Source organism: Stenotrophomonas sp. STEN046, assembly GCF_056759755.1.
Window position 1 is genome coordinate 63,590 of record NZ_JBRRDR010000012.1, and the last position, 25,867, is coordinate 89,456.

The 25,867-nt window shown below is 66.8% G+C and carries 20 protein-coding genes and 1 riboswitch; of the genes, 11 read left to right on the plus strand and 9 right to left on the minus strand.

Annotation, left to right across the window (positions count from 1 at the left end):
- Positions 1-7 precede the first annotated feature (7 nt).
- Both ACVOLJ_RS08355 and ACVOLJ_RS08360 read right to left on the minus strand, forming a co-directional pair.
- Positions 8-3,538 carry an ATP-binding protein gene (locus ACVOLJ_RS08355; protein ID WP_481563905.1) on the minus strand — a complete coding sequence of 1,177 codons (3,531 nt, stop codon included), beginning with the start codon at positions 3,536-3,538 and terminating at the stop codon, positions 8-10.
- Between the two features lie 96 nt (positions 3,539-3,634).
- A complete protein-coding gene (locus tag ACVOLJ_RS08360; RefSeq protein WP_481563906.1) occupies positions 3,635-7,183 on the minus strand; it encodes a hybrid sensor histidine kinase/response regulator in 3,549 nt (1,182 codons plus the stop codon).
- Between the two features lie 164 nt (positions 7,184-7,347).
- On the opposite strand from ACVOLJ_RS08360, the gene ACVOLJ_RS08365 reads away from it, so the two are divergent.
- From ACVOLJ_RS08365 to ACVOLJ_RS08375, 3 genes are read left to right on the plus strand one after another with little or no spacing between them, the layout of a single operon-like run.
- Positions 7,348-7,992, plus strand: a complete 645-nt coding sequence (locus tag ACVOLJ_RS08365) for a YceI family protein (protein ID WP_475279997.1) — start codon at positions 7,348-7,350, stop codon at positions 7,990-7,992.
- Positions 7,989-8,561 (plus strand): cytochrome b, encoded by a 573-nt coding sequence (locus tag ACVOLJ_RS08370; RefSeq protein WP_475279998.1) that lies wholly within the window; start codon positions 7,989-7,991, stop codon positions 8,559-8,561. The genes ACVOLJ_RS08365 and ACVOLJ_RS08370 overlap by 4 nt, the downstream gene beginning before the upstream one ends.
- Before the next feature lie 3 nt (positions 8,562-8,564).
- Positions 8,565-9,137 carry a YceI family protein gene (locus tag ACVOLJ_RS08375; RefSeq protein WP_475279999.1) on the plus strand — a complete coding sequence of 191 codons (573 nt, stop codon included), beginning with the start codon at positions 8,565-8,567 and terminating at the stop codon, positions 9,135-9,137.
- 45 nt (positions 9,138-9,182) lie between these two features.
- Here the strand turns inward: ACVOLJ_RS08375 and ACVOLJ_RS08380 are convergent, their stop codons facing one another.
- Positions 9,183-9,410 carry a glutaredoxin family protein gene (locus tag ACVOLJ_RS08380; RefSeq protein WP_481563916.1) on the minus strand — a complete coding sequence of 76 codons (228 nt, stop codon included), beginning with the start codon at positions 9,408-9,410 and terminating at the stop codon, positions 9,183-9,185.
- 101 nt (positions 9,411-9,511) lie between these two features.
- Here ACVOLJ_RS08380 and ACVOLJ_RS08385 point away from each other — a divergent pair, with 101 nt between their 5' ends.
- Positions 9,512-10,894 carry an L-serine ammonia-lyase gene (locus tag ACVOLJ_RS08385; protein ID WP_475280000.1) on the plus strand — a complete coding sequence of 461 codons (1,383 nt, stop codon included), beginning with the start codon at positions 9,512-9,514 and terminating at the stop codon, positions 10,892-10,894.
- Between the two features lie 155 nt (positions 10,895-11,049).
- A complete protein-coding gene (locus tag ACVOLJ_RS08390; protein WP_475280001.1) occupies positions 11,050-12,045 on the plus strand; it encodes an alpha/beta fold hydrolase in 996 nt (331 codons plus the stop codon).
- Positions 12,046-12,093: 48 nt separating this feature from the next.
- Here ACVOLJ_RS08390 and ACVOLJ_RS08395 read toward each other — a convergent pair whose 3' ends face one another.
- From ACVOLJ_RS08395 to metX, 3 genes are read right to left on the minus strand one after another with little or no spacing between them, the layout of a single operon-like run.
- Entirely contained in the window at positions 12,094-13,161 is a 1,068-nt protein-coding gene (locus ACVOLJ_RS08395) for a homoserine dehydrogenase family protein (RefSeq protein WP_475280002.1), read from the minus strand.
- Positions 13,158-14,393 carry an O-succinylhomoserine (thiol)-lyase gene (locus ACVOLJ_RS08400; RefSeq protein ID WP_481563907.1) on the minus strand — a complete coding sequence of 412 codons (1,236 nt, stop codon included), beginning with the start codon at positions 14,391-14,393 and terminating at the stop codon, positions 13,158-13,160. Before ACVOLJ_RS08400 ends, ACVOLJ_RS08395 begins: the two co-directional genes overlap by 4 nt.
- Positions 14,390-15,421: a homoserine O-succinyltransferase MetX gene (metX, locus tag ACVOLJ_RS08405; protein WP_475280004.1), complete on the minus strand. Its 1,032-nt coding sequence runs from the start codon at positions 15,419-15,421 to the stop codon at positions 14,390-14,392. The genes ACVOLJ_RS08400 and metX overlap by 4 nt, the downstream gene beginning before the upstream one ends.
- Before the next feature lie 76 nt (positions 15,422-15,497).
- A riboswitch (SAM riboswitch) is annotated at positions 15,498-15,616 on the minus strand.
- Between the two features lie 138 nt (positions 15,617-15,754).
- Between metX and ACVOLJ_RS08410 the strand changes: the two genes are divergently transcribed.
- From ACVOLJ_RS08410 to ACVOLJ_RS08425, 4 genes are all read left to right on the plus strand, one after another.
- The gene (locus ACVOLJ_RS08410) at positions 15,755-16,636 is read left to right on the plus strand and encodes a M23 family metallopeptidase (RefSeq protein WP_481563908.1); all 882 of its coding nucleotides are present in this window, start codon (positions 15,755-15,757) and stop codon (positions 16,634-16,636) included.
- 74 nt (positions 16,637-16,710) lie between these two features.
- Complete coding sequence (locus ACVOLJ_RS08415) at positions 16,711-18,315, plus strand: peptide chain release factor 3 (RefSeq protein ID WP_475280006.1); 1,605 nt, start codon at positions 16,711-16,713, stop codon at positions 18,313-18,315.
- Positions 18,316-18,505: 190 nt separating this feature from the next.
- Positions 18,506-19,144 (plus strand): PAQR family membrane homeostasis protein TrhA, encoded by a 639-nt coding sequence (gene trhA / locus ACVOLJ_RS08420; RefSeq protein WP_475280007.1) that lies wholly within the window; start codon positions 18,506-18,508, stop codon positions 19,142-19,144.
- A gap of 84 nt (positions 19,145-19,228) precedes the next feature.
- Positions 19,229-21,202 (plus strand): AsmA family protein, encoded by a 1,974-nt coding sequence (locus tag ACVOLJ_RS08425; protein ID WP_475280008.1) that lies wholly within the window; start codon positions 19,229-19,231, stop codon positions 21,200-21,202.
- A gap of 189 nt (positions 21,203-21,391) precedes the next feature.
- On the opposite strand, the gene ACVOLJ_RS08430 is transcribed toward ACVOLJ_RS08425, so the two are convergent.
- The 3 genes from ACVOLJ_RS08430 to mtgA form a co-directional block, all read right to left on the minus strand.
- Positions 21,392-21,823: a CBS domain-containing protein gene (locus ACVOLJ_RS08430; protein ID WP_475280009.1), complete on the minus strand. Its 432-nt coding sequence runs from the start codon at positions 21,821-21,823 to the stop codon at positions 21,392-21,394.
- Positions 21,783-22,802, minus strand: a complete 1,020-nt coding sequence (locus tag ACVOLJ_RS08435; protein WP_481563909.1) for a glycosyltransferase family 2 protein — start codon at positions 22,800-22,802, stop codon at positions 21,783-21,785. The genes ACVOLJ_RS08430 and ACVOLJ_RS08435 overlap by 41 nt, the downstream gene beginning before the upstream one ends.
- A gap of 106 nt (positions 22,803-22,908) precedes the next feature.
- A complete protein-coding gene (gene mtgA, locus ACVOLJ_RS08440; protein WP_481563910.1) occupies positions 22,909-23,658 on the minus strand; it encodes a monofunctional biosynthetic peptidoglycan transglycosylase in 750 nt (249 codons plus the stop codon).
- Between the two features lie 77 nt (positions 23,659-23,735).
- Here mtgA and hslO point away from each other — a divergent pair, with 77 nt between their 5' ends.
- Complete coding sequence (gene hslO, locus ACVOLJ_RS08445; RefSeq protein ID WP_481563911.1) at positions 23,736-24,629, plus strand: Hsp33 family molecular chaperone HslO; 894 nt, start codon at positions 23,736-23,738, stop codon at positions 24,627-24,629.
- Positions 24,630-24,749: 120 nt separating this feature from the next.
- Positions 24,750-25,604 (plus strand): XOO1806 family protein, encoded by an 855-nt coding sequence (locus tag ACVOLJ_RS08450; RefSeq protein ID WP_475280013.1) that lies wholly within the window; start codon positions 24,750-24,752, stop codon positions 25,602-25,604.
- Positions 25,605-25,867 lie beyond the last annotated feature (263 nt).

Consider the following 25,867-nt stretch of genomic DNA (forward strand, 5'->3'; position numbering starts at 1 on the left):
ACCCCACTTACCGCCCCAGCACGCGCGCGATCGCTTCCACCAGCAACTCACCGGTTACCGGCTTGCGCAGGAAACCACCGATGCCCGCCGCTTCCACCTGCTGCTGCAGATCCGGATCGGTACGTGCGGTCACCGCCAGCAGCGGCAGCGTATAGCCCTGGTTGCGCAGATGCTGTGCCAGCTCGAAACCACTCAGGCCCGGCAGGTCCAGATCCAGCAGGCCGACGTCGAAATCCCCTGCACTGATCTCGCGCAGCGCCGCAAGTGCATGGGCGGCATGTACCACTTCGTGCCCACGGGTTGCGAGCAGGCCGCACATCACATCGGCCACGGTTGCATCGTCTTCCACCAGCAGCACCCGCAACGGCGGCATGTTGGCGGCCGCCTCGTCGCCGTCACCGTCATTGCCGGCTTCGCCCGCCGCATCCTGCTGCAGCGGCAGCGGCAAGCTCACGCCGAAGCAGGTACCGCTGCCCAGCTGGCTTTCCACCCGGATGCGGCCCTGCATGGCCAGCGCCAGCTCGCGGCAGATCGCCAGCCCCAGGCCGCTGCCACCGTACTGCGCAGCCGTGCGTGCGCCATCGGCCTGCTCGAAACGCCGGAACAGGCGTTGCTGCTGCTCCTGGCTGATGCCCGGTCCTGTGTCACGCACTTCGAAGTGCAGCCCACGAGGGCCGTCGTCACAGCGCGCGTGCAGGGTGATGCTGCCGCGACTGGTGAACTTGACTGCATTGGACAGCAGGTTGAGCAGTATCTGCCGCACCCGCATCGCATCGCCGGTGGCCTGCAACCCGGCAGGCAGCTGGTTGTCGAGGATGAAACGCAACCCCTTCTGCGCCGCGAGCGGCCCCATCAGCGCCGCCAGGTCATGCAGCAGGCGATTGAGCGGGAACGCATTGGACTGCAGTTCCAGTCGCCCCGATTCGATCCGGGCAAGATCCAGTGCGTCGTTGACCAGATGCAACAGGTGTTCACCGGCATGCCGGATCGACTGGGTGTAACCGCGCTGCTGCGGGTCCAGCGGCGAGGCCAGCAACAGTTCGCTCATGCCCATCACACCGGTCATCGGCGTGCGGATTTCATGGCCGAGGTTGGCCAGGAAGCGGGTCTTGGCCGCAGAGGCCTGCTCGGCCAGTTCCTGCTTGTGCAGCGCCAGCTGGTAGGCGTGCCGCCGCTGCAGCCGACGACGGTACAGCCAGGCGAACCAACTGGTCAGCAGCAGCGCGATCGAGGCCAGCACCAGCAGGCCGGACAGGCTGCGCCACCACGGCGGCTGTACATGGAATTCCAGCGTCTGCACCCGCGACCACACGTGGTCGGCCGAGCGCGCCTGCACTTCCAGTCGATAGGCACCCGGCGGCAGGCGCGAGAACAGGCGTTCGCCCGCCGGGCCCACCTCGACCCAGTCCGGGTCATAGCCGGCCAGGCGATAGCGGTAGGTGTTGGATGCCGAATCGGCGAAGGACAACAGGCGCGCGACAATGCGCAGGTCGCGATCACCATCGGCAATCTGCAACGGTGTGTCGTGGGTGAGATCGAGCAGCTGCTCGTTGCGGCGCACCTCCACCCGTTCGATCACCAGCGGCGCACGCCGGGTCGATGGTCGAACCTGCTCGGGATCGAACGCCACCACCCCGGCCGGGGTGCCCGCCACCATCCGGCCCGATGCGGTGGCGATCAGCGTGTGTTCGCGGAATTCCTGGCTGGGCAGGCCATCGTGCACGCCGTACAGGCGCACGCTCTCCCCATCTGCACTCACCCGCACCAGGCCGCGGGCACTGGTCGCCCAGGCCACGCCCTGCGCATCCACCACCAGGCCGGTGGCGGAGATCGCCGGATAGCCCTGTTCGGCGCCGACCACCGCCTGTCGTTCCAGCCGCCCACGGCTCCAGAGATAACGCGACAGTCGGCCATCCTCGGACAACCAGACCTGGCCGTCCTTGCCCACATGCAGGGCGTACACCCCGGTAGCCGGCGCACCGGGCACCGGCTGGAAACGCTGCGCATCGGGCTGCCACTGCAGCAGCCCACGACTGCTGGCCAGCCAGATCCGATCCTGCGGCCCGCATTCCACATCCAGATTGAGCTGGCCGGCCTGTAGACCATCCTGGCCGTTTTCCAGCCGCCGGCGCACATGCCCGTCCAGGTCACGCTGCTGCAGGCCTGCCGACAGCATCAACCACAGGCTGTCGCCATCGCAGGTCATCATCGCTTCGATGTTGCCTTCCATGGTCGCGTCTGCGCCGCTGTCGCGGGCCCAGCGCCGCAGCTCGCCCCGGCGCGGGTCGTAGCGCATCAACGCATCGGTCGACCCGACCCAGACCTGCCCTCGCCGGTCTTCGCGCACCGAGGTCAGCCAATGCATGCCATTGACGAAGGTGCGGTGCTGCTCGATCACGCCGGTGCGCGGATCGAAACGATCCAGCGCGCCATGGCTGCCCACCGTCCACACGCCACCATTGCTGGAGGGGCTGGTGCCGAGCACATAGGAATTGCGCAGCGAAGAAGGATCATCCTCCAGCCGCGAAAACACCGAGAACTGCCACCAGCGCGGCAGCAGGTGCCACAGGCCGGCATTGGTGCTGGCCAGCCATATGCCGCCTTCGCGGTCTTCGTAGGCACCGGTCCAGTTCGGCCGCACCAGGCCACGCGCGATCGCGCTGTACAGCGGCACGGTCTGGTACTGGCCGTCGATGGCCCGGCCCAGGCCGCTGCGCGTATCCAGCCAATGCCCGCCCTGTTCGTCGCGCAGCATCATGCCCAGCACCTGGTCGCCTGCCGGCAGGGTCCACGGCACCGCTTCGAACCGGCCATCCGATCGGCGCACGGTGGCGCCGGCCAAGGTGCTGATCCACAAACTGCCGTCAGGTTCGGCGGTGAGTCCATTGATCAGCAGGCTGGGAATCAGGTCGCTGCCGATGCGCTCGAAATCGGTACCGGTCCAACGTGCCACACCGTGCTTGGTGCCCACCCACAGGCTGCCATCTGCCAGCGTGGCCAGGTAAGGCACCGATGCGGCCGGCACACTGCGCGGATTGTTTGCTTCGGGCAGGAACCGCTGCAGCCGGTCATTGCTGTCCAGCCGGTACAGGCCACCTTCGTGGCTGCCGAACCAGATGGCACCATCCGGGGTCGCCGCCAGGCTCCAGACCGTGTTGCTGCCCATCAGCGGCTGGCTGCTGCGATCGTAGAAGCGCAGTTGCCGACGATCGGCCGACATCCGTACCAGTCCAGCGTTCTCGGTGCCGATCCACAGCTCGTTGCGGGCGTCTACCAGCACACTCCAGATGCGGTTGTCACGCAGGCCATCTTCCGAGCGCCAGATGCGGTAGTTGCGGCCGTCGTAGCGGGCCAGGCCATCGTTGGTGGCAATCCACAGATAGCCGTAGCGGTCTTCGGCCATGCGGTTGACGGTGTTGGACGGCAGCCCGTCGAACACGGTGACCTGCCTTGGCGTAGGCGGCACCGGCTGCGCCGCAGCGGGCGCCAGGCAGCACAGCACGATCAGCAGCAGCGTTACCGCCCGCAGATACGCCACCGATTGCCTCCTCACGCTGCTGATGATGATCCCCACGCCGTGGGCGTCGGCATGGTAAACCGAAAGTCGCGGGATTCACGTCGAAGCATGCCGTTCTCAGCCAGCAATCTGCCGTTTGGTACGCGCTTGGGCGATCGCAGAAACCAGCAGGTCACCGGTCACCGGCTTGCGCAGGAAGCCATCGAAGCCCGCTGCCAGCACCTGCGTCTCAGCATAGGCATCCGAGCGTGCGGTGACCGCCACCAGCGGCAGCTCGTAGCCCATCGCGCGCAGCTGGCGCGCGATGGCCGTACCATCGAGCGCCGGCAGATCCAGATCGAGCAGGCCGACATCGAAGCCGTCGGTCGCGATTTCCGACAGTGCGCCCAGACCGTGCAGGACGTGCACCACCTCGTGGCCACGACTGCGCAGCAGGCCGGCAATGACCTCGGCGACCGTTGCATCGTCCTCCACCAGCAGGATGCGCAGCGGCGGCAATGCCGGGGCGGCCTTCGCCTCGCCCGGGCCGGCGGCCTGCTGCCGGGTCCAGGGCAGCGGCAACCGCACGGCAAAGCGTGCGCCCTGCCCCGGCTGGCTGTCGATGTCGATACGGCCGCCCATGGCCACCGCCAGTTCCTGGCAGATCGCCAGGCCCAGCCCACTGCCGCCGTAACGCGAGGCGGTACGCGGGCCGTCGGCCTGTTCGAAGCGGTGGAACAGGCGCTGCTGCTGCTCGGCATTGATGCCCGGGCCACTGTCGCTGACCTCGAAGATCACCGCACCGCCGCTTTCGTCCAGGCGGGCGCCGAGGGCGACATGGCCACGTTCGGTGAACTTGATGGCGTTGCCCAGCAGATTCAGCAGGATCTGGCGGACACGCATTTCATCGCCGGTGACACTGATCGGACCCGGCAGGGCATCCTCGCGCTGGAAGGCGAGCTTGCGCTGCTGCGCCATCGGCTGCATCAGCACCTGTACCTGATCGAGCAGGCCGTTCAGGTCGAACGGACGGATATCCAGTTCCAGCCGTCCCGCTTCGATCCTGGCCAGGTCCAGCGCGTCGTTGACCAGCCGCAACAGGTGACTGCCGGCATGCTGGATCGATCCGGCGTAGCTGCGCTGCACCGGGTCCAGTTCGGTGGCCAGCAGCAGTTCGCTCATGCCCAGCACACCTGTCATCGGTGTGCGCACTTCATGCCCCAGCGTTGCCAGGAAGCGGCTCTTGGCCTGCGACGCCTGCTCGGCGAGCTGCTGCTTGTGCACCGTCAGCTGCCATTGCTGGCGCCGGCGCAGGCGCCGCCGGATCGACCACAACAACGCCAACAGCAGCAGTGAGCCCAGCATCACATAGCCGAAGATCGCCATGCCGCTGCGCCACCACGGCGGCAGGACCTTGATGTGCAGCTGCTGCGAAGAAGTCCAGGGGCCGCTGCTCGATGCCGCCTGCACCTCGATCGTGTAAGCACCGGGCGGCAACCGTGACAATGTGCGCTGGCCATCGCCCCCCTGCTCCACCCAGTTCTGGTCGTAGCCCACCACGCGGAAGCGATAGCGGTTGCCCTGCGGGTTGGCGTAGGAAAGCAGGCGTGCATCGATCTGCAGGTCGCGGTCGTCGGGCCCCAGCAACAGCAGGCCGGACGTCGGCAGCGGCTGCCAGCCACGGGCATCGTCGCGGCGGACGCGCACCTGCGCGATCACCAGTTGCGAGGGAGGCAGCTCGACATCGTCCGCATTCGGATCAAATCCCACCAGTCCGGTCTGGGTAACCGCCAGCACCCGGCCATCGGCGCCGATCGCGGGCGGGCGACCGGTGAACTCGGCATCGAGCAGGCCATCGCGTTCGTTGAACTGCTGCAGGCGCTTCTGCCTGGGATCCCAGCGCAGCAGGCCACGCGGCGTGGTCGCCCACAGGCGTCCATCTGCGGCCAGCGCCAGCCCGCCCATGCTGACCGGTGGCACGCCCGCCGAGGCATCGATGCGCTGGATCAGGCGCAGGCTCAAGCCATCCCACTGATAGCGCTCGAATGCCCCCTGGCGCGCAAGCCACAGCTGCTGCGGATCGATCCACACCAGATCGTAGAGTGGCCCCTGGGACGCGCCGGGCACCGCTTCGAAGCGATCGCCCTGTTCACGCCAGATGCCCATTTCACCCATCACCCAGGCATGTCCGCTGGCATCGAAGCGGATCTGTTCGATCGGGGCATCGGTGTTGCCACGCAATGCTGCCAGATCGAAACTGCGCAACAGCTGCCCCTCGGCGCTGCGTTGCTGCAGGCCAAGATTCATCACCGACACCCACACCGTGCCGTCGGGCGATTGCCGCATCAGGTCGATGCGCTGACGCAGATCGGAACCACCGCCCATGCGCCAGTCGTGCATGGCGCGGGTCCTGGGGTCGTACACGCTGATGCGCCCTGCGCGGCCCAGCCACAGCCGCCCATCCGGGCGCGGCAGCACCGACCACACCGCACCGCTGCCGAGCTCGCGTTCGCTGGCCAGCAGGCTCAGGGTGCCCTGCGCATCGATCTGGTAGACGCCGTGGGCCGACCCCACGAAATAATTGCGGCCGTCACTGGCTGCGCTCAACAGATACTGGCTGTCCAGCGGCTTGCCATCGAGCTGGTACCAGGTGGAGAAACGCTTCCAGTCCGGTGGCAGGTAGGCCAGCCCCTGGGTCAGCAGCGCAACCCACAAGCCACCTTCATGGTCCTGCAGCAGGTCCAGCACGCCGCTGTGGCCGGTCAGGAATCCACTGCCGCGGTCACCTTCAAGCCTGCGCAGCAGACGGCCGTCACCACGCAGCAGTCCATCGGACGTACCCGCCCAGTAGCCGCCCTCGCGGTCGGCCAGCACCAGCGCCGAGCGCAGGTCGGCACTGCCGGCCCACGCCGGGCGGCTGACCCGGTCCTGCGCATCGATGCGGAACAACCCTTCGTTCTGGGTTCCGAGCCATACGGCGCCGTCGCTGTCGCGGCTCAGGCGCAGTACGCTGACCGCACCCAGCTCGCGTGCCGCCACCGCCTCGAAGGCGTGGCCATTCCAGCGCGCCACACCGGCCTCGGTACCCACCCACAGGCGACCCTGCGCATCGACCAGGCTGCTGAAGACGGTATCGCTGGGCAGCCCACCGACACGCGCCGGATCGTGCCGGAAATGCTGCAACGAGCCGTCCTCGCCGAACCGGCAGACGCCGTGGCTGCTGCTTCCGATCCACAGCGCATCATTGGCATAGGCCAGGGTCCAGAACTGCCCCTGGCATCCTTCAGTGACCGACTCGAAGGTCTTGAAGCGCTCACGGTCGGCGTCCAACCGGGCCAGGCCCTTGCCATTGACACCGACCCACACCCGGTCAAGCGGGTCGACCAGCAGGGTCTCGATCTCGTTGCCGGGGAGCGAGCCGGGCACAGCCGGATCGTGCTGCCAGACCCGCAGTTCACCGCCGTCGTAACGTGCCAGACCGCCATCGGTGGCTGCCCAGACGCGCCCCTGGCGATCTTCCGCCAGCGCCACCACCATGCGCGAGGGCAAGCCTTCGGCCGCACCGAAGCGGCGCAGGCGCGGGGTTTCACCGGCCATGTCCAAGGTCGCGGCGGCGGCGGAAAGCGCCGACAACACCAGACCTGCTGCTGCAATGCCTTGGCACCACCGGCGCCAGCCGCTCTTCATCCTGAACCCCCTGTCCTGTGCCGATTGTCACACAGGGCCGGAGCCGTCGCTGCAACAGCCTGTTTCCAGCCACATCGGCACCACGAACTGTTGCAGCCGTGCACACAGCGCTGCCAGGGCGCCATGGGTATGATCCAACAGTGTTTTCTCCGAGCCTTTCGCCAATGCGCACCTGTCTGGCCCTGCTGCCGCTGCTGCTTGCCATCGCCCCTGCGTGGGCGGGCAACGATGCCTACCGCATTGATCCGGTGCACACCCGGGTGCTGTTTGCGATCGACCATGCCGGCTACTCACAGGCACTCGGCACGATTTCCGGGAGCGAAGGACGACTGCAGTTCGATAGCGACAACTGGCGCGATGCAACGCTCGATGTCGAGATCCCGGTGTCGCGATTGGACCTTGGCGACGCCAAGTGGAACCAGGCAACCCTCGCCCGCAGTCTGCTGGATGGCGAGCGCTTCCCCACTGCCCATTTCGTCTCCAGCCGGGTTGAACCGATCGACGCCACCCACGCACGTGTATTGGGCACGCTCACGCTGCGCGGCGTCAGCCAGGAGGTCGCGCTGGAGGTGACCCTGAACCAGATCAAGCGCTATCCACTGCCACCGTTCCGGCGCACGGCCGGCTTCTCGGCCACCACCACGTTGAGCCGGCGCGCGTTCGGCATCACCGCCTGGCCGGGGGTGATCGGTGATGCCGTACAGGTCAGGATCGAGGCTGAAGCCACGCTCGATCGCAGCGACGCCCCGGGAACTCCTGCGGCCCACCCCCACTCCGAAAGCCAGACGGCCACCAAGGACCCTTCATGACCGCCAAGAACACACCCGCCGCCTGGGGCAGTGTCAGCCAGAGCCTGCACTGGCTGATCGCATTGCTGATCCTCGCCCTGGGCGTGGTCGGCCTGACCATGGGCGAACTGCCCAAGACGCCCAAGTACTTCTGGGTATACACCGCACACAAATCGATCGGCATCACCGTGCTGGCACTGGTGGTGCTGCGCCTGGGCTGGCGCCTGTATGCCGGCGCCCCCAAGCCGGTGCCCGGTGTACCCACCTGGCAGGAACGCATCGCCAGTGCCACCCACGTGCTGCTGTATGTGCTGATGTTCGCCATTCCGCTGTCGGGCTGGCTGTACGATTCGGCCAGCGGCCTGCGCCCGTTCCGCTGGTTCGGCCTGGTGGATGTTCCCAAGCTGAGCGGCCCCGACCCGCAGGTCGTTGCGGTTTCCCACGCCCTGCACGAATACGGTTTCTGGCTGTTGATCGCGGTGGTACTGGCCCATGCCGGCGCTGCCTTCTACCACCACCTGTTCCAGCGCGATGCCACCCTTTCCCGGATGTTGCCCCGTGGCTGGCTTGCCTCCCCCCAGAAGGACTGACCCATGAACCTGAAACTGACCACCCCGGCCGCCGTGGCCGCCGCCCTGGCCGGCATGCTGGCCACTGCGCCGGTACTGGCCGCCGACTACACCCAGGCGCCGGGGGCCGGCTCGTTCCTGGCCTTTGCCAGCAAGTACGACGGTGAAGTGTTCACCGGCAGCTTCCCCGGCTTTGCCACCAAGCTCAGCTTCGACCCGGCCAACCCGGCCGCCGGTTCGCTGGACGTGGTGATCCCGCTGGCCGGCGCGAAGAGTGGCAACAACGATCGCGACTCGACCCTGCAGGGCGCTGACTTCTTCAACGTCGGCAAATTCGCCACCGCACGCTATACGGCCAAGGGCTTCCGCGCCGTGGGCAACGATCAGTTCGCCGCCGATGGCACGCTGGAACTGCGCGGGGTGAGCAAGCCGGTCACCTTCACCTTCACCTGGAAGCCGGGCGCACAACCGGTGCTGACCGGCAAGGCCACCGTCAAGCGCCTGGACTTCAGCGTGGGCGCCGGCGACTGGGCCGATACCAAGACCATTCCGGATGAAACCGCGATCAGCACGATCGTGAAGTTCGACGCGAAGTAATACGCGTCCGACGCCGTCACCTCCGCCGGGCATGGCCCGGCGGATTTAAACCGCGGCCAACCAGGCCTGCACGCTGGCCGCGTCGAACGGCCAATCCAGCTCGCGATCGCCGCGTTCATCACGCAGCACCGGCACCCGGGCGCCATAGCGCGCTTCCAGCCCCGGCTGGTCATCCAGGAACACCGATTCGAACGCCGGGCAGCGGGCCTTGGCCAGCTCGGCCAGGGCCATGTCGCACAGATGGCAGTCATCGCGCTGGAACAGGGTCATCACCTGCATTCACTCCCCGGATGGAAATGCTGCGCCGCAGTCATGGAAGTACGGCATGAACCGCTAGAATAGCGGTCTCTTCCGGTACCCGCAGTACGGCAACCATGGCTGTCAGCACGTTCGACGTTTTCAAGATCGGCATTGGCCCGAGCTCCTCGCACACCGTCGGGCCGATGAAGGCCGCAGAGCGGTTCATCCACCGCTGGCTGCTCGACCCGGGCAAGCTCGACCAGGTCGCACGCATCCGTGCCGACGTCTATGGTTCGCTGGCATTGACCGGCCGCGGCCATGGTACCGACAAGGCGATCCTGCTCGGGCTGGAAGGCCAGCGCCCGAACCTGATCGATCCGGACATCATTCCGGCCACGCTGGAGCGCATCCGCAGCAGCAAGCGCATCCAGCTGATGGGCCAGCACGAGATCGCCTTCGACGAGAAGCGCGACCTCGGCATGAACAAGCGGCAGAAGCTGCCGTACCACACCAACGGCATGCGCTTCACCGCCTACAACGCCGACGACGAAGTGCTCGCCACCCGCGACTACTACTCCGTTGGCGGTGGCTTCGTGGTCAACCAGGACGACGCCGCCGATGACCGCATCGTGCCCGACGAAACGCCGCTGCCCTACCCGTTCAAGAGCGGTGACGAGCTGCTGGCGCAGACCGCACGCAGCGGCCTGAGCATCGCCCAGCTGATGTTCGAGAACGAGAAGTGCTGGCGCAGCGAAGACGAAATCCGCGACAACCTGCGCGAGATCTGGAGTGCGATGCAGGCCTGCGTGGCGCGCGGCATCCGTGAGGAAGGCGTGCTGCCGGGTGGCCTGAAAGTGGGCCGACGCGCACCGGCGCTGTACCGCGAACTGTCATCCAAGCCGGAAGCGGCGATGCGCGATCCGTTGACCACGCTGGACTGGGTCAACCTGTACGCGCTGGCGGTGAACGAGGAGAACGCCGCCGGTGGTCGCGTGGTCACCGCGCCGACCAACGGTGCGGCCGGCGTGCTGCCTGCGGTACTGCATTACTTCGACCGCTTCTGCCCGGGTGCGAACGAACAGCGTGTATTTGATTTCCTGCTGACCTCGGCGGCGATCGGCATCCTGTACAAGGAAAACGCCTCGATTTCCGGCGCCGAAGTCGGCTGCCAGGGTGAAGTGGGCGTGGCCTGTTCGATGGCTGCCGGTGGCCTGGTGGCCGCGCTCGGCGGCAACCCCAGCCAGATCGAGAACGCGGCGGAAATCGGCATGGAGCACAACCTCGGCCTGACCTGCGATCCGATCGGTGGCCTGGTGCAGATTCCGTGCATCGAGCGCAATGCGATGGGCGCGGTGAAGGCGATCAATGCTTCGCGCATGGCGATGCGCGGCGACGGCAAGCACAAGGTGTCGCTGGACAAGGTGATCAAGACCATGCGCGATACCGGCCGCGACATGCAGGACAAGTACAAGGAAACCAGCCGTGGCGGCCTGGCGGTGAACGTCATCGAGTGCTGAGGAACGCCACTGCGTCACGTAGAAAAAGGGGCGGCCAGTGGCCGCCCTTTTCCGTTCAAGTCGGCCACAGGTTCGTCCGGCGGAGCATGCGCCGTCAATGCATCGTCATCGCATTGCCGTTAGGCTCGCAGGCATCCTCCAACCGGTTCTGATCGATGCGCCTGCCCTTGGTTGCCCTGCTCGCCCTGCTGCCCTTGCCTGCCATCGCTGCCCCCAGCTATGGGGCGCGACTGGAAGGCTTCGATTACGGCTACCCGGTGAAGTCGTTCACTCTGGAGTCGCAACGGCAGCCACTGGAAATGGCCTACCTGGACATCGCGCCGAAGAAGAAGTCCATCGGCGTGGTGGTGCTGCTGCATGGCAAGAACTTCTGCGCGGCCACGTGGAAGGAAACGATCAAGCCACTGCTTGCCGCTGGCTACCGGGTCATCGCGCCGGACCAGGTGGGTTTCTGCAAATCCAGCAAGCCCGAGCGCTACCAGTACTCCTTCGCGCAGCTGGCCGCCAACACCCATGCCCTGCTGCAGCAGCTGCAGCTGGGTGGGCAGCCGGTGCACCTGGTCGGCCATTCGATGGGCGGCATGCTGGCCGTGCGGTATGCGTTGATGTACCCGCAGGACCTGCGCAGCCTGTCACTGGTCAACCCGATCGGCCTGGAGGACTGGAAAGCCCTGGGTGTGCCATGGCGCAGCGTCGATGCCTGGTATGCCGGCGAGCTGAAGATCACCTATGACAGCATCCGCCGGTACCAGCTGGAGGTGTACTACGACGGCAAGTGGAAGCCCACCTACGAACCGTGGGCCCGCATGCAGTCGGGCATGTACGAAGGGCCGGGCAAGGATGCCGTGGCCTGGAGCCAGGCGCTGGCCTCGGACATGGTGTTCAACCAACCGGTGGTCTACGAACTGAAGAACCTGCAGGTGCCGACCACGTTGTTCATTGGCCAGAAGGACCGCACCGCGATCGGCCGCGATCTGGCGGCACCCGAGCTGAAGCCCACGCTGGGCAACTATCCGGTACTGGGCAAGGCCGCAGCGGCGGCGATTGCGGGTGCGACGCTGGTCGAGTTCGCCGAACTTGGGCATTCGCCGCAGGTGCAGGACCCGAAGCAGTTCAACGCAGCGTTGCTGAAGGCGTTGAGGTCGCGCTGAGATTGCGGGTCCGCCGGGCATGGCCCGGCGAGCGCGGCAGCAGGGGCGTCAACCCACGATGCGCAGTACGTCATCCAGCAACGCCGCCGCAGTCACTTCGGCCCCGGCGCCCGGCCCTTGGATCAACAGCGGCTGCACTCGATAGCGGTCACTGTGGATCGCAACGCGATTGTCGGTGCCCGCGCCCTGCGCCAGCGGATGGTCGGCCGCCAGTTCGCGCAGGCCGACCTGTGCGCCGTCCGCGTCGACGCGACCGACGAACCGCAGCACATGCCCGTTGTCGTGCGCCCGTTGCCAGCGCGCCTGCAGCGGCGCATCCAGCTGTTCCAGCGCCGCCACTGCATCCTCCAGCGGCAGCGCCGCCAGTGCCTGCGGCACCAGCGAATCGACCTGCACCTGCGAGGCATCCAGTGCCAAGCCGCTGCTGCGCGCCAGAATCAGCAGCTTGCGCCGCACATCCTCGCCGGACAGGTCCAGCCGCGGATCAGGCTCGGTGTAGCCGGCGGCAAGCGCTTCGCGCACCGCCGCGGAAAACGCTGATTGCCCATCGTAGCGATGGAACAACCATGCCAGCGATCCCGACAGCACGCCTTCGATGGCGTGGATGTGGTCACCGCCGGCCACCAGCGCGCGCAGGCTGCTGAGCAGCGGCAGGCCTGCACCTACCGTGGCGCTGTCGCCATAGCGCGCGCCGGTATCGGCGCAGTGTTCGGCGATGGCCTGTGCACGCGCCAGCTGCGCGCCGCGGCCCAGCTTGTTGGCGGTCACTACGTGCACGCCGCGCGCCAGCCACTGCGCGTGGCGTGCAGCCACGTCTTCGCTGGCCGTGGCATCGACCACCACGTCGCCGCGTTCCAGGCCCTCGGTGCTGGCCCATGGCGGCGGGCTCTGCCCATCACGCGGCGCACGCCGTGCCAGTTCCAGCGGCAGGGCCAGATCGCGGTCGATGGCCAGTGCAGTGCGCGAGTTGGCGAGCCACTGCACGCTGGGCAGCTCCAGGCCCCGGGCCTGCAATGCCTGGTAGCGCTGTACGAAGGCCGAGCCCACAGTGCCGGTTCCCAGCAGCGCCAGGCGCCCCGTACCCAGCGCCGGAATCTCCACAGGCAGCGCGCTCATGCATCCACCACCTGTTTGCGACGCGCGGCCGTCTCGATCACCGACTCCGCGCGCGCCAGCGCCGCGCCCAGATCGGCCAGCAGATCGCGCTCGCTCTCGATGCCCACCGACAAGCGCAGCAGTCCTTCGCTGATGCCAGCCGCCGCGCGCGCTTCCGCCGTCATCGCCGCGTGGGTCATGGTGGCCGGGTGCGCGACCAGGCTCTCCACTCCGCCCAGCGATTCGGCCAGGGTGAAGTAACGCAGGCCATCAACGAAGGCACGCACGCCGGCATGCGGATCATCGCCTGCGCAGCTGGCCAGCTCGAACGACAGCATCGCGCCGAACCCACTCTGCTGGCGGGCGGCGATGGCATGGCCTGGATGATCGGCCAGGCCCGGGTAGTAGACCTGGGCAACGGCAGGATGGGCGTCGAGCAGGGCCACGATCGCGGCGGTGTTCTCATGGTGCGCGCGCAGGCGTGCATCCAGCGTGCGCAGGCCACGCAGGGTCAGGAACGCATCGAACGGCGAACCGGTCAGGCCCAGCGCATTGCCCCACCACACCAGTTGTTCGTGCACGGCCGGATCGCGTGCGATCACCGCGCCGCCGACCACATCGCTGTGGCCGTTGATGTACTTGGTGGTGGAATGCAGCACCACATCCGCGCCGAACGACAGCGGCTGCTGCAGGGCCGGCGACAGGAAAGTGTTGTCGACCACCACGAGTGCACCGGCCTTGTGCGCGGCATCGATGACGAAGCGCAGGTCGGTGATGCGCAGCAACGGGTTGGAAGGCGTTTCCACCAGCACCAGCCTGGGCTGCGTCGCCAGTGCCTGCGCCAGCGCGCGCGGATCGGTCAGATCGGCGGTCACCAGCTGGAAGTGGCCCTTCTTCGCCAGCGCGTTGAACAGGCGCCAGCTGCCGCCATACGCGTCATGCGGCACCACCAGGGTATCGCCAGGCTGCAGCAGCGCGTTCAGCACCAGGTTGATGGCGCCCATGCCGGTTGCGGTGACCACGCCGCCGGCACCGCCTTCCAGCTCGGCGAGCGCTTCGCCCAGCAGGTCGCGGGTCGGGTTGCCACTGCGCGTGTAGTCGTACTGCCGCTTGTTGCCGAAACCATCGAAACTGAAGTTCGAGGACAGCACGATCGGCGGGGTGACCGCGCCATGGGCGGTGTCACGATCAATGCCGGCGCGGACGGCGGTGGTGGTGCGACTACAGGACGGCTCGGCAGCGTGCAGGCTCATGCGGACTCTCCAGAAGTGCGGAAGGCGGTGGCGAGGATCGCGTCGATGCGATCGGTTTCTTTCAGGAAGGCGTCGTGACCGTAGGGCGAACGCAGCACGCGCAGGCTGCCGCGCGGGCCGAGCCCTTCCACCAGGCCGACCAGGTCGGCCAGCGGCACCAGCCGGTCGCCCTCAACGGCAACCACCACGGTGGGCGGCAGGATCGCGCTGGGGTCGACGCGGTGCAGATCGATCGATTCAGACAGGCGCAGGTAGGCGGTCACTGGCGTGCGCGCAACGTACTGCGCACCGGCGGCGTCGAGATAGTCCTCGGCGGCCACGCGCACACGACCGTTGATGACTTCCGGCGCGGCGTCGAAGCGCTCGCCGAATTCTTCCGGCGTGCGATAGCTGAGCATCGCAAACTGCCGCGCCAGCGCCAGGCCGTGATCTTCACCGCACTGCAGCTGGCCGAGCGCAACCGCACGGCGCTGCAGCGCACGCCAGGCGGCGGCATACGGGTGCGGGCGATGCGCGCCGCTGGCCAATACCAGCTGGCGCACGCGGGCACGGTGGCGGATCGCGAACTGCTGGCCGACCAGCGCGCCATAGGAATAGCCGACGAAGGCCCTGAGCGTGCGGATGCCAAGATGATCCAGCAGCAGCGCCAGCGCATCGGCCTGGTCAGCGGTATCGATCGGCACATCCAGTGCGCCATCGGCACCGATGAAGTCGAAGGCGAGCACGCGCAGCTGCTGCGGATCAAGCGTGCGGCCGCTGCCAACCAGGTCTTCAGCCCAGCCCTTTTCGGCGAACTGCGCATTGGAGGCAACGTGGCGATGGGCGGAGATGCCGCCGGCAAGCACCACCACCGGCGCATTGGCCGGCCCCACCCATTCGTAGCGCAGGCGCACCGGGCACGGACCGGCATGTCGCATCGACAGCACGGCGGCGAACTCGCCGCGCTCGGCGTGCACGCGGTCGTCGACCGGCACGCTGACGGGGACAAAGGGTTCGGGGCGAAGCACGGTGCTGGCAGCGAAGCTCATGGCGGGTTCCGGTAGGGAAATCGGCCATCGAGCCTTCGCGGGGCTCGCGTTCGAAATGCACGTGGGGTGCAGGTTCGAACCATCTTTCGGTGGACGCCACGGTCCCCGCAGGATTTGGCACCTACGCAGACGCTTTCGCGCCTGCGGGCTGCCCCGGCTTCAAAGGGCCTGTCCCTCTGCCGGTCTCGATGGTGGAGCCACGATGCCAGCCCTTTTCGATCATGTCAATCCCTTCATGCGGATAAAGAGATGAATGAAACAACGGAGGCCGACACTATCCGCCTGCCGGCCGCTTGCGTACAGTCGCGGCGGTCCATTGCCCCGGAGTTGCCGATGTCGCGCCTGCGCCTGCTGTGCCTGCTGTTGCCCGTCATGGCATGCCCGACGGTCAACGCCGCCGACTGGCGCCAGGGCTGGGGGCTGACCGAACGCACACCGGCCAGCGATCCGGCGCGCAGCCAGACACCTGCACCACAGATCCAGCTGCGGCTGCAGCAGATGGGCGACCAATGGCAGGCCCGGATCGACAACCCCTTGTCCGGCCCGGTCCAGATCGAGCTGCGCGCCGCGCCCGGGGCGCAGGTGGACGGACTCCCGCTGCAGTCACTGGTACAGGCAACCGGCAGCCTGGTGGTGGGCCACCTGCCCTCGCCTGCCAACGGGAAAACGCTGGAGCTGCGCCTGCAATCGGTGCCCGGCAACCCGGCCGGCCGCGCCGAGGATGTCGCCTATCGCCTGCCCTTCGAAGCCACCCAGTTGCGCGTGGACCAAGCGCCGCAGGGCCGGTTCAGCCACGACGACGAGGAAAACCGCGACGCCATCGACTTCGCCCTGCCTGAAGCCACACGCGTCCTGGCGGCGCGCGAAGGGACGGTGATGCAGGTCCAGGACGGCTTCCAGGGCAATGGACTGGACCGTGAACGTGATGCAGGCCGCGCCAACTTCGTTCGTATCCTGCACAGCGACGGCAGCATGGCGATGTATGCCCACCTGCAGGCCGGCGGCATGCGGGTGCGGCCGGGCCAGGCCGTGCAGGCAGGGCAGCCGCTCGGCCTGTCAGGCAACAGCGGCTACAGCACCGCCCCCCACCTGCACTTCGTGGTGCAGCTCAATCGCGGCATGGGCCTGCGTTCGGTGCCGGTCCGCATCCTCGCCCCGCAGGGCGAACTGCGCTTCGCTCGTGAAGGCGCCGGAGAGGCCAGCGCAGGGCGCTGACCCGCCGGCGGCGGCAGGCCGGTATAATCGGGCACTTATCTCTTTGAAAAGCGCCCCGTGCGGGCGCCACTGCCATGTCCGAAGTCGCCACCGAAGCGTCGCGTCGCCGCACGTTCGCCATCATTTCCCACCCTGACGCCGGCAAGACCACGCTGACCGAAAAGCTGCTGCTGTTCGGCGGCGCGATCCAGATGGCCGGCTCGGTGAAGGGCCGCAAGGCAGCCCGTCACGCCACTTCCGACTGGATGGCGCTGGAGAAGGAGCGCGGCATTTCCGTGACCTCCTCGGTGATGCAGTTCCCGTACGAAGGCAAGATCATCAACCTGCTCGACACCCCCGGCCACGCCGATTTCGGCGAGGACACCTATCGCGTGCTGACCGCGGTGGACTCGGCGCTGATGGTGATCGACGTGGCCAAGGGCGTGGAAGAGCGCACCATCAAGCTGATGGAAGTGTGCCGCCTGCGCGACACCCCGATCATGACCTTCATCAACAAGCTCGACCGCGAGGGCAAGGAACCGATCGACCTGCTGGACGAGGTTGAAAGCGTGCTGGGCATCCAGTGCGCGCCGGTCACCTGGCCCATCGGCATGGGCCAGCGCCTGAAGGGCGTGGTCCACCTGATCACCGGCGAAGTGCACCTGTACGAGCAGGGCCGCAACTTCACCCGCCAGGATTCGACCATCTTCCCGTCGATCGATTCGCCGGGCCTGGTGGAGAAGATCGGTGAGCGGATGCTGGCCGATCTGCGCGACGAACTGGAACTGGTGCAGGGCGCCAGCCACCCGTTCGACCTGGACGCCTATCGGGCCGGCAGGCAGACGCCGGTGTTCTTCGGTTCGGGCGTGAACAACTTCGGTGTGCAGCCGCTGCTGGACTTCTTCGTCGAGCACGCGCCGTCGCCGCAGGCGCGCTCCACCACCGGCCGCGATGTCGCCCCGCAGGAGCCGAAGCTGACCGGCTTCGTGTTCAAGATCCAGGCCAACATGGACCCGCAGCACCGTGACCGCGTGGCCTTCATGCGTGTCTGCTCGGGCCGTTTCAGTGCCGGCATGAAGACCCTGCACGTACGCACCGGCAAGGACATGAAGCTGGCCAACGCACTGACCTTCATGGCCAGTGACCGTGAAATCGCCGCCGAAGCGTGGCCCGGCGATGTGATCGGCATCCACAACCACGGCACCATTTCCATCGGTGACACCTTCACCGAAGGCGAAGCGATCACCTTCACCGGTATCCCGAACTTCGCCCCGGAACTGTTCCGCCGCGCGCGCCTGCGCGATCCGCTCAAGCTCAAGCAGCTGCAGAAGGGCCTGGCGCAGTTGTCCGAAGAAGGCGCCACCCAGTTCTTCCGGCCGCTGACCAGCAACGACCTCATCCTGGGCGCCGTCGGCGTGCTGCAGTTCGACGTGGCCGCCTATCGCCTGAAGGACGAATACGGCGTGGAAGCCACCTTCGAGCAGGTCAGCGTGACCACCGCGCGCTGGGTCCATTGCAGCAACGAGAAGAAGCTGGAGGAGTTCCGCGAGAAGAACGCGCTGAACCTTGCGCTGGATGCGGCCGGCCACCTGGTCTACCTGGCGCCGACGCGGGTCAACCTGCAGCTGGCGCAGGAACGTGCACCGGACGTGCGCTTCTCGGCCACCCGCGAAGCGGCGCATACGGTTACGGGGAACTGAACCTTCCGTTCATCCACGCATGGCGTGGATCTACGGGGTTGTTCATCCACGCATGGCGTGGCTCTACCGGGTTGTTCTTTACGCATGGCGTGGATCTGCCCGACCATACGGTGGCGGGGGTGCACGCGCCCGCCATCGCGGCGATGATAGGGGGGTGCAGGTCCCCCTCCCTGCGAACGATGCCTACGCCATGTCCACGACTTCCGTTGCTTCGATCCGTGAAGAAATCGCCAGCGCCCTGACCCACGGCCTCGGCGCAGTATCCGCCCTCGCCGCCAGCGCGGTCCTGATCACCCTGGCCGCCATCTACGGCGATGGCTGGCAGCTGGCCAGCGCCATCGTGTTCGGCGTCGCGCTGTTGCTGCTGTACACCGCTTCCACCCTGTACCACGCCATCCAGCACCCGCTGGCCAAGGGACGGCTGAAGGTCTTCGACCATTGCGCGATCTATATCCTGATCGCCGGCACCTACACCCCGTTCACCCTGATCGGCCTGCGTGGTCCGTGGGGCTGGGCCATGTTCACCGCGATCTGGGCCCTGGCACTCGGCGGTGTGGTGTTCAAGCTGTTCTACACCGGACGCTTCAAGGCACTGTCCACGGCGATCTACATCGCCATGGGCTGGCTGGTGGTGGTGGCGATCAAGCCGATGTGGGCCTCGATCGACGGCCCCACGCTGGCCTGGCTGTTTGGCGGCGGCCTGTCCTACACGCTGGGCACCTACTTCTACCACCGTGAATCGATTCCCTACTCGCACGCCATCTGGCATCTGTTCGTGATCGGCGGCAGCGTCTGCCACTTCGTTGCAGTGACCAAGCAGGTCCTGTAACAGCGCGCGGGCACGCGTTCGCCTGCACGCCGCGCACATGAGCGCTTCGCGCGCCGTCCACCGCGGCGGCGCCATCATCGCCATGTGAATGACACCGCTCCACTGGCCACACCGCGCGCCCGACGCTGGCGCCTGCGCCGCCCCGGCCGCCGGGGCCAGCGCTGGCTGGCCGCCCTGTTGCTGCTGCTGGCAGCGCTGCTGGTGCTGATCGCGCTGTGGGACTGGAACTGGTTCAAGGGCCCGCTGGAGCGTGCAGTTCACGCCCGCACCGGCCGCACCCTGCAGATCGGCAACCTGGACGTGGACCTCGGCCGTACCAGCACCGTCCGCGCCGATACGATCCGCTTCGCCAACGCAAGCTGGGCCAGGCAGGCCGATATGGCCAGCGCCGACCGGGTCGAGATCGACGTGCGGGTATGGCCGCTGCTGCGCGGTGACGTGCAGCTGCCCGAAGTCCGCCTGACCCGCCCGGATGTGCTGCTGGAAACCGCGCCGCGCAAGGGCGAGCCGGGCAACTGGGATTTTCTCGGCGACAGCCGCGGCGGGCCGTCGCCGCAGCTGAAGCGCCTGCGCATCGATGACGGCCGCCTGCAGTTCCTCGATGCACTCGGGCGCACCGACATCCGCATGGCGGTGCGCAGTGGCGAGCCGAAACAGGCCGATGCCGCACCGCCGCTGCTGGTGGCCGGCAAAGGACGTTGGCAGGGCAACCCCTTCACTCTCAATGGCGGCACCGAATCGCCGCTGGAGCTGACCGACAGCGACCATCCGTTCCGCATCCATCTGGACGGCCGCGCCGGCGCCACCCATGCCGTGGCCAGCGGCACGCTCACCAATCCGTTCCAGCTGCAGGTGTTCGATCTGCAGTTCGCACTCAGCGGCAAGGATCTGGCCGACCTGTATCCGCTGCTCGGCATCGCCATTCCTCCCTCCCCGCCCTACGCGTTGAACGGTCGCCTGCAGCGCGACCATCAGACCTGGCGCTACCAGGCATTCACCGGGAAGGTCGGTGACAGTGACCTGGGCGGCAACCTGCAGTTCGACGTCGGTGGCGCGCGCCCTCGCCTGACCGCCACACTGCAATCGCAGCGACTGGACTTCGATGACCTTGCCGGTTTCGTCGGTGCGCCGCCCAAGACCGGTGGCAACGAGACCGCCAATGCCGAACAGAAAGCGCAGGCTGCGCGGTTGGCTGCCAGTCCGAAGCTGCTGCCGGCAACCCCGTACAACCTGGGCAAGCTGCGCGCCATGGATGCCGACGTGCGATGGAAAGCCCGGCGCATCAACGCACCTTCGCTGCCGCTGGACGACATGGACGCACACCTGCTGCTGGACGACGGCGTGCTGCGCCTGGACCCGCTCAACTTCGGCGTGGCCGGTGGCGATATCCGCAGCACGATCCGCATGGACGCGCGCCGCCCACAGATCGCCACCGCACTGAAGGCCAGCGTGCGCGGTGTCCAGCTGGGCCAGCTGATGCCCGATGCGAAGCTGGCCGAACAGGCCAAAGGCGGGATCAGCGGCGACATCGACCTGACCGGCAACGGCAATTCGATCGCCGCGATGCTGGGCAGCAGCAGCGGCAAGGTGGCGTTGGGCATGGGCCGCGGCCATGTGGGCAACCTGGTGATGGAACTGGCCGGGCTGGACATCACCGAGTCGCTGAAATTCCTGTTCACCGGCGACAAGCAGATTCCCCTGCGCTGCGCCTTCGCTGATTTCAGCGTGCGCGATGGCCTGATGAACAGCCAATCGCTGGCGGTGGACACCACCGACACGATCATCATCGGCGAGGGTCAGGTCAGCCTGCGCGATGAAACCCTGGACCTGCTGTTGAAACCGCGCCCCAAGGACAAGAGCATCCTGGTGCTGCGCTCGCCGCTGCGCATCGGCGGCACCTTCAAGGATCCAAGCTTCCGCCCGGACTTCAAGGCGCTGGGCATCCGCGGGGCGGTAGCGCTGACACTGGGCAGCATTGCCCCACCGGCGGCGCTGCTGGCCACCATTGAACTGGGCCCGGGCAAGGATGCCAACTGCGGTGGGCACTACGCGAAGTAGCGCCAACCAAGGTTGGCATCTACCAAGGCAGATACCGAACTGAAGGTCACCGCATTCTCGAGATGCGTCGAGAGGTGGAGGGCATGGCCTGCGCCTCCCGCACATCAGCAAGGCGCTGCTTTGGCATTTGCAGTTGCAGTTGCTTGAAAAAGGCGGGCCGGCGGGCCGCAGGCCCGCCAGCGCAAAAAATCACCCCGCCACGATGTACTGCTGCAGCTGATCCAGCTCACGCCGCTGCGCATCGATCACCGCCTTCACCAGGTCGCCAATCGAAATCACGCCCAGTACCTGCCCGCTCTCAACCACCGGCAGATGGCGGATGCGGTAATCGGTCACCAGTTGCAGGCAATGTTCCACCTGCTCGCCTGGCGATACCGTCACTACTTTTCCGGTCATGATCTCCGACACCGCCGTATCGCGGGACGAACGATCATGCAGCACGATCTTGCGTGCATAGTCGCGCTCGGAAAGGATGCCGACCAGTCGCGGCCCTTCCATCACCAGCACCGCACCGATGCCCTTCTCGGCCATCAGGCGGATTGCATCGATCACCGCCGCGCCGGGCGCGACCGCATGTACTTCAGGGGACTTGCCGTCCAACAGTTGCCGTACCGACGTCATCTGCCTGCCCTCCCAGGGTGGGTTGCAGCCCCGAGTCTGCCACGGAAGGCGCCAACCAGGCGTCAACCAGGTACAACGGCCGCTGCTTGGACTCCTCGTACAGCCGTCCCAGGTATTCGCCAATCAGGCCCAGCGCCATCAGCTGGACCCCGCCCAGGAACAGGATCACCGCCATCATGGTCGGCCAACCGGCCACCCGGTCGCCGTAGATCGCGGCCTTGGCGATCACCCAGATGGCAAACACGAAGGCCACCCCGGCGGTGGCCAGGCCCATGTAGGTGGCCGCGCGCAGCGGGACCGTGGAAAAACCGGTAATGCCTTCCAGCGCGAAGTTCCACAGCCGCCACAGACTGAACTTGCTGGTGCCGGCCAGACGGGCATGCCGGTGATACGGCACCGCCACTCGGCGGAAGCCCACCCAGCTGAAGAGCCCCTTCATGAAGCGGTGGCGCTCGCGCATCTCGCGCAGCGCGCTCAGTGCACGCGGCGACAGTAACCGGAAGTCGCCGGTATCGGCGGGGATCGGGGTCCGCGACAGGCGGCCGATCACCCGGTAGAACATGGCCGCAGTGGCGCGCTTGCTCCAGCTCTCGCCGTCACGCACCAGCCGGGTGCCGTAGACGTTGTCATAGCCCTCGCGCCAGCGCTGCACGAACTGCGGCACCAGTTCCGGCGGATCCTGGCCATCGGCATCAAGAATCATCGCCGCACCTTCGCGCACCTGGTCCAGGCCCGCCGTCAGCGCGGCTTCCTTGCCGAAGTTGCGCGACAGCTTCAGCGCCGATACCCGCGCGTCCTGCTGGGCCAGTGCTGCGATCAAGGCCCAGGTCGAATCATTGCTGCCATCGTCGACATACAGGATGTGTCCATCGATGTCGGCCAGGCCATCCAGCACCGCGCACAACCGCGGATGCAGTTGTGGCAGCGCCAGTTCTTCGTTGTGCGCAGCGATGACGAAAGTAAGGCGTTCGCGGGTCATCGCGGGATTGTACGTCGTTGCAGGGCCAGCAGCCGGCCCGTCCCGTGTTCGAAGCATCCGCGCTGCGCATGAAATCAGGATGCACCGCCAACGCCATGCAATGCCCTCAGTCCTCGGCCAGATACCCCGCACCACCCAGCTGCCGGGCCTGCCGCTGGATCCAGGCCGCACGCCGCTGCACGTACGGCCCCGGCTTGGCCGCGTTGTAGCGCCGCGGCGCCGGCAGCACCGCGGCCAGCCGCGCGCTCTCTGCAGGACTCAGCCGGGCAGCATCCTTGCCCCAGAACGTCTGCGCCGCCGCCTGCGCGCCGTACACCCCATCGCCGAACTCGGCGATATTGGCGTACATCTCCAGGATCCGCTGCTTCGGCCAGAAGGCCTCGATCAACACCGTGTACCAGACCTCCAGGCCCTTGCGGATCCAGCTGCGGCCCTGCCACAGGAACAGGTTCTTGGCCACCTGCTGGCTGATCGTGCTGGCCCCGCGCAGGCGCCCGCCCTTGGCGTTGTGATCACGCGCTTTTTCAATGGCCTGCAGGTCGAAGCCGCTGTGATCAGGGAAACGCTGGTCCTCGGCAGCCACCAGCGAGATGGGCAGGCTCGGCGCCATCTGGTCCAGGTCACGCCACTGGTAGTGCAGCCGGTAGGACCAGTCACCCTCCCCCAGTGCCTCGGCATAGCGCCAGACCATCACCGTGGACAGCGGCGGGTCGATGAAACGCAGCACCAGCACCTGCAGGCAGCTGAAGGCCACAAACAGCACCGGCAGCCACAGCAACCGCTTCCAGTGCCAGCGACGACGCACCGGCGCGGCTGCATCGGCGTCCACCTTGTACTGCTCTCCCCCTGCCCCCATTACTGGTGCATCCTTCTTATGCTTGGTTGTCGGCGCATTATCCGGCAACCGTCCCTGTTTCCGCGCGATGTGAGCCGATGACCGCCCAATCCGATTCCCTGATCCGTTTCCTGCTTCCCGACGCCGGCGTGCGCGGTGTCCACGTGCGCCTGCAGGCCACCTGGCAGGACATCCAGTCCCACGGCGAGTATCCGCACAGTGCCACCGAACTGCTCGGCGAGGCCTGCGTGGCCTCGGCGCTGTTCACCGGGCACACCAAGGTGGACGGCCGCCTGTCCATCCAGCTGCGCAGCACCACCGCGCTGCGCACCCTGTTCGCCGAATGCACCGCCGCTGGCACCCTGCGCGGCATCGTGCAGCTGGCCGAGGGCGGTGACGCCCCGCGCGACCTGACCGAACTGGGGCCGGACAGCCTGCTGGCGATCACCATCGAGAACCCTGGCCTGGATCCGCGCGAACCGCAGCGCTACCAGAGCCTGGTGGCGCTGACCGCGCCGGAACTGGACGAGGCCTTCGAGGATTACTTCCGGCAGTCCGAACAGCTGCCGACACGGCTGCTGCTGGCCGCCGACCGTGACGGCGCCGCCGGCCTGCTGCTGCAGAAGCTGCCGGGCGACGAAGGCGACGACGACGGCTGGGCGCGTGCCAGTGCGCTGTTTGACACCCTGGGCAAGGCCGAACTGCTGGGCACCCAGGCAGAAGAGCTGCTGCATCGGTTGTTCCACGAGGAAAAGGCCGAGCTGGTGGGTGACAAGGCCCTGTCCTTTGCCTGCTCCTGCTCCCGTGAGCGGGTGGCCTCGATGCTCTGTTCGCTGGGCGAGGAAGAAGCCCGCGCCGCCGCTGAAGACACCGGCGCAGTGGACGTGCGATGCGAATTCTGCGGACAGGAGTATCACTTCCCGTTGACGGAGTTCGGCATACTGTTCCACGGTGCCGAGGGGGCTGTACCGGCGCCTGAACGTCTTCAGTAAAACCGAGCGGGTCTTGTATCTGGGGAGGAACAAGGCTTGTTAAGAATTCATAAACACCCTAGGATCGAGTTCCCGCCCCAGCGGGAACTTTCACTGCCCGTCCCTGTCTGAACTGGTCCGATGCGTACCTTCCTGCGTCTACCGCTGGCCCTCCTGATCGCCCTTGGCGCGATGACGGGCGCGCATGCGCAGAGCAAGGACACCCGCACCGTCATCCCGGTCTGGAACAAGGGCAGTGGCAAGGTCGAAGCCCTGCTGTATCTGGAACCGACCGGCGAACAGGCCGTGGGGGCGCGCTGGCACTTCGGCCGCAACTCGCTTGATGCCGCCTTCGGTCTGTCCTCCGGCGACTCGCTGGGCCTGCTCTGCAACAGCAGCAGCGGCTCCAGCATCAGCGGGCTGGCCAGCCATTGCATGCTGGCCAGCCTGGGCGATGACGAAGATGCCATGGGCTCCAACCGGCGCCTGACCGGCACCGCCGCGCTCAACCGTGGCACAGGCCGCCTGGGCATCACCGCCGGCACCGGCCGCGAAACCCTGCCGGCCTGGCTGGCAACACCGAACAAGACACCTTCGCTGCGTGCCGAACAGAACGACCTGACAGTGTTCGCGCAGAAGAACATCGGGCGCGAGGGCTTCGTTTCCATCGCCGGCACCTACGCCAAGGCCCGCCTGGTACCGCTGGCCGATGCCTCGCCGGCCATCGTCGACCGCTGGGACAGCAAGAGCCTGAGCCTGGGCGCCGGCTACGGTAATTTCAGCGGCAGCATCATCGGCCGCGTGGTCGATGTCCCGGGCAAGCCCGGCAAGTGGGAGGGCCTGGGCATCGGCCTGACCTGGCGCACCCCGTGGTCCGGCCAGCTGACCGTCGGCGCCGAGAACGTCATCAGCCGCGGCAAGAATCCGTTCTCCCCGCGCAATGAAAGCAATGACGACGGCACCGTGCCGTACGTGCGCTACGAGCAGGATCTGTAAGCGCTCATCCGCCGGATACCTTTGCAGAGTTCAACAGCGGGCGCCCTTGTGGCGCCCGAATTGTTTCTGCACGCATCTGTCAAGTGCGAAAAGCACTCATCTGTTACATACAGATACATCACGACATTGATCAACTGAAACTTTTTTGCATCCTGAACGACGTTCAGAGGCGTCACGCGCCTACCATCATCTGGATAACTCATTGAAATAAAACAAATCAATGCGCATTCATCTGTAAGCACAGCGTGAATTAACACAGCTTT

What these genes read in the sequence shown, in the direction of transcription:
- ACVOLJ_RS08360 (WP_481563906.1), bottom strand. Translation starts at nt 7,183, where the DNA reads ATGAAGAGCGGCTGGCGCCGGTGGTGCCAAGGCATTGCAGCAGCAGGT.
- ACVOLJ_RS08365 (WP_475279997.1), top strand. Translation starts at nt 7,348, where the DNA reads ATGCGCACCTGTCTGGCCCTGCTGCCGCTGCTGCTTGCCATCGCCCCT.
- ACVOLJ_RS08370 (WP_475279998.1), top strand. Translation starts at nt 7,989, where the DNA reads ATGACCGCCAAGAACACACCCGCCGCCTGGGGCAGTGTCAGCCAGAGC.
- ACVOLJ_RS08375 (WP_475279999.1), top strand. Translation starts at nt 8,565, where the DNA reads ATGAACCTGAAACTGACCACCCCGGCCGCCGTGGCCGCCGCCCTGGCC.
- ACVOLJ_RS08385 (WP_475280000.1), top strand. Translation starts at nt 9,512, where the DNA reads ATGGCTGTCAGCACGTTCGACGTTTTCAAGATCGGCATTGGCCCGAGC.
- ACVOLJ_RS08390 (WP_475280001.1), top strand. Translation starts at nt 11,050, where the DNA reads ATGCGCCTGCCCTTGGTTGCCCTGCTCGCCCTGCTGCCCTTGCCTGCC.
- ACVOLJ_RS08395 (WP_475280002.1), bottom strand. Translation starts at nt 13,161, where the DNA reads ATGAGCGCGCTGCCTGTGGAGATTCCGGCGCTGGGTACGGGGCGCCTG.
- ACVOLJ_RS08400 (WP_481563907.1), bottom strand. Translation starts at nt 14,393, where the DNA reads ATGAGCCTGCACGCTGCCGAGCCGTCCTGTAGTCGCACCACCACCGCC.
- metX (WP_475280004.1), bottom strand. Translation starts at nt 15,421, where the DNA reads ATGAGCTTCGCTGCCAGCACCGTGCTTCGCCCCGAACCCTTTGTCCCC.
- ACVOLJ_RS08410 (WP_481563908.1), top strand. Translation starts at nt 15,755, where the DNA reads ATGTCGCGCCTGCGCCTGCTGTGCCTGCTGTTGCCCGTCATGGCATGC.
- ACVOLJ_RS08415 (WP_475280006.1), top strand. Translation starts at nt 16,711, where the DNA reads ATGTCCGAAGTCGCCACCGAAGCGTCGCGTCGCCGCACGTTCGCCATC.
- trhA (WP_475280007.1), top strand. Translation starts at nt 18,506, where the DNA reads ATGTCCACGACTTCCGTTGCTTCGATCCGTGAAGAAATCGCCAGCGCC.
- ACVOLJ_RS08430 (WP_475280009.1), bottom strand. Translation starts at nt 21,823, where the DNA reads ATGACGTCGGTACGGCAACTGTTGGACGGCAAGTCCCCTGAAGTACAT.
- ACVOLJ_RS08435 (WP_481563909.1), bottom strand. Translation starts at nt 22,802, where the DNA reads ATGACCCGCGAACGCCTTACTTTCGTCATCGCTGCGCACAACGAAGAA.
- mtgA (WP_481563910.1), bottom strand. Translation starts at nt 23,658, where the DNA reads ATGGGGGCAGGGGGAGAGCAGTACAAGGTGGACGCCGATGCAGCCGCG.
- hslO (WP_481563911.1), top strand. Translation starts at nt 23,736, where the DNA reads ATGACCGCCCAATCCGATTCCCTGATCCGTTTCCTGCTTCCCGACGCC.
- ACVOLJ_RS08450 (WP_475280013.1), top strand. Translation starts at nt 24,750, where the DNA reads ATGCGTACCTTCCTGCGTCTACCGCTGGCCCTCCTGATCGCCCTTGGC.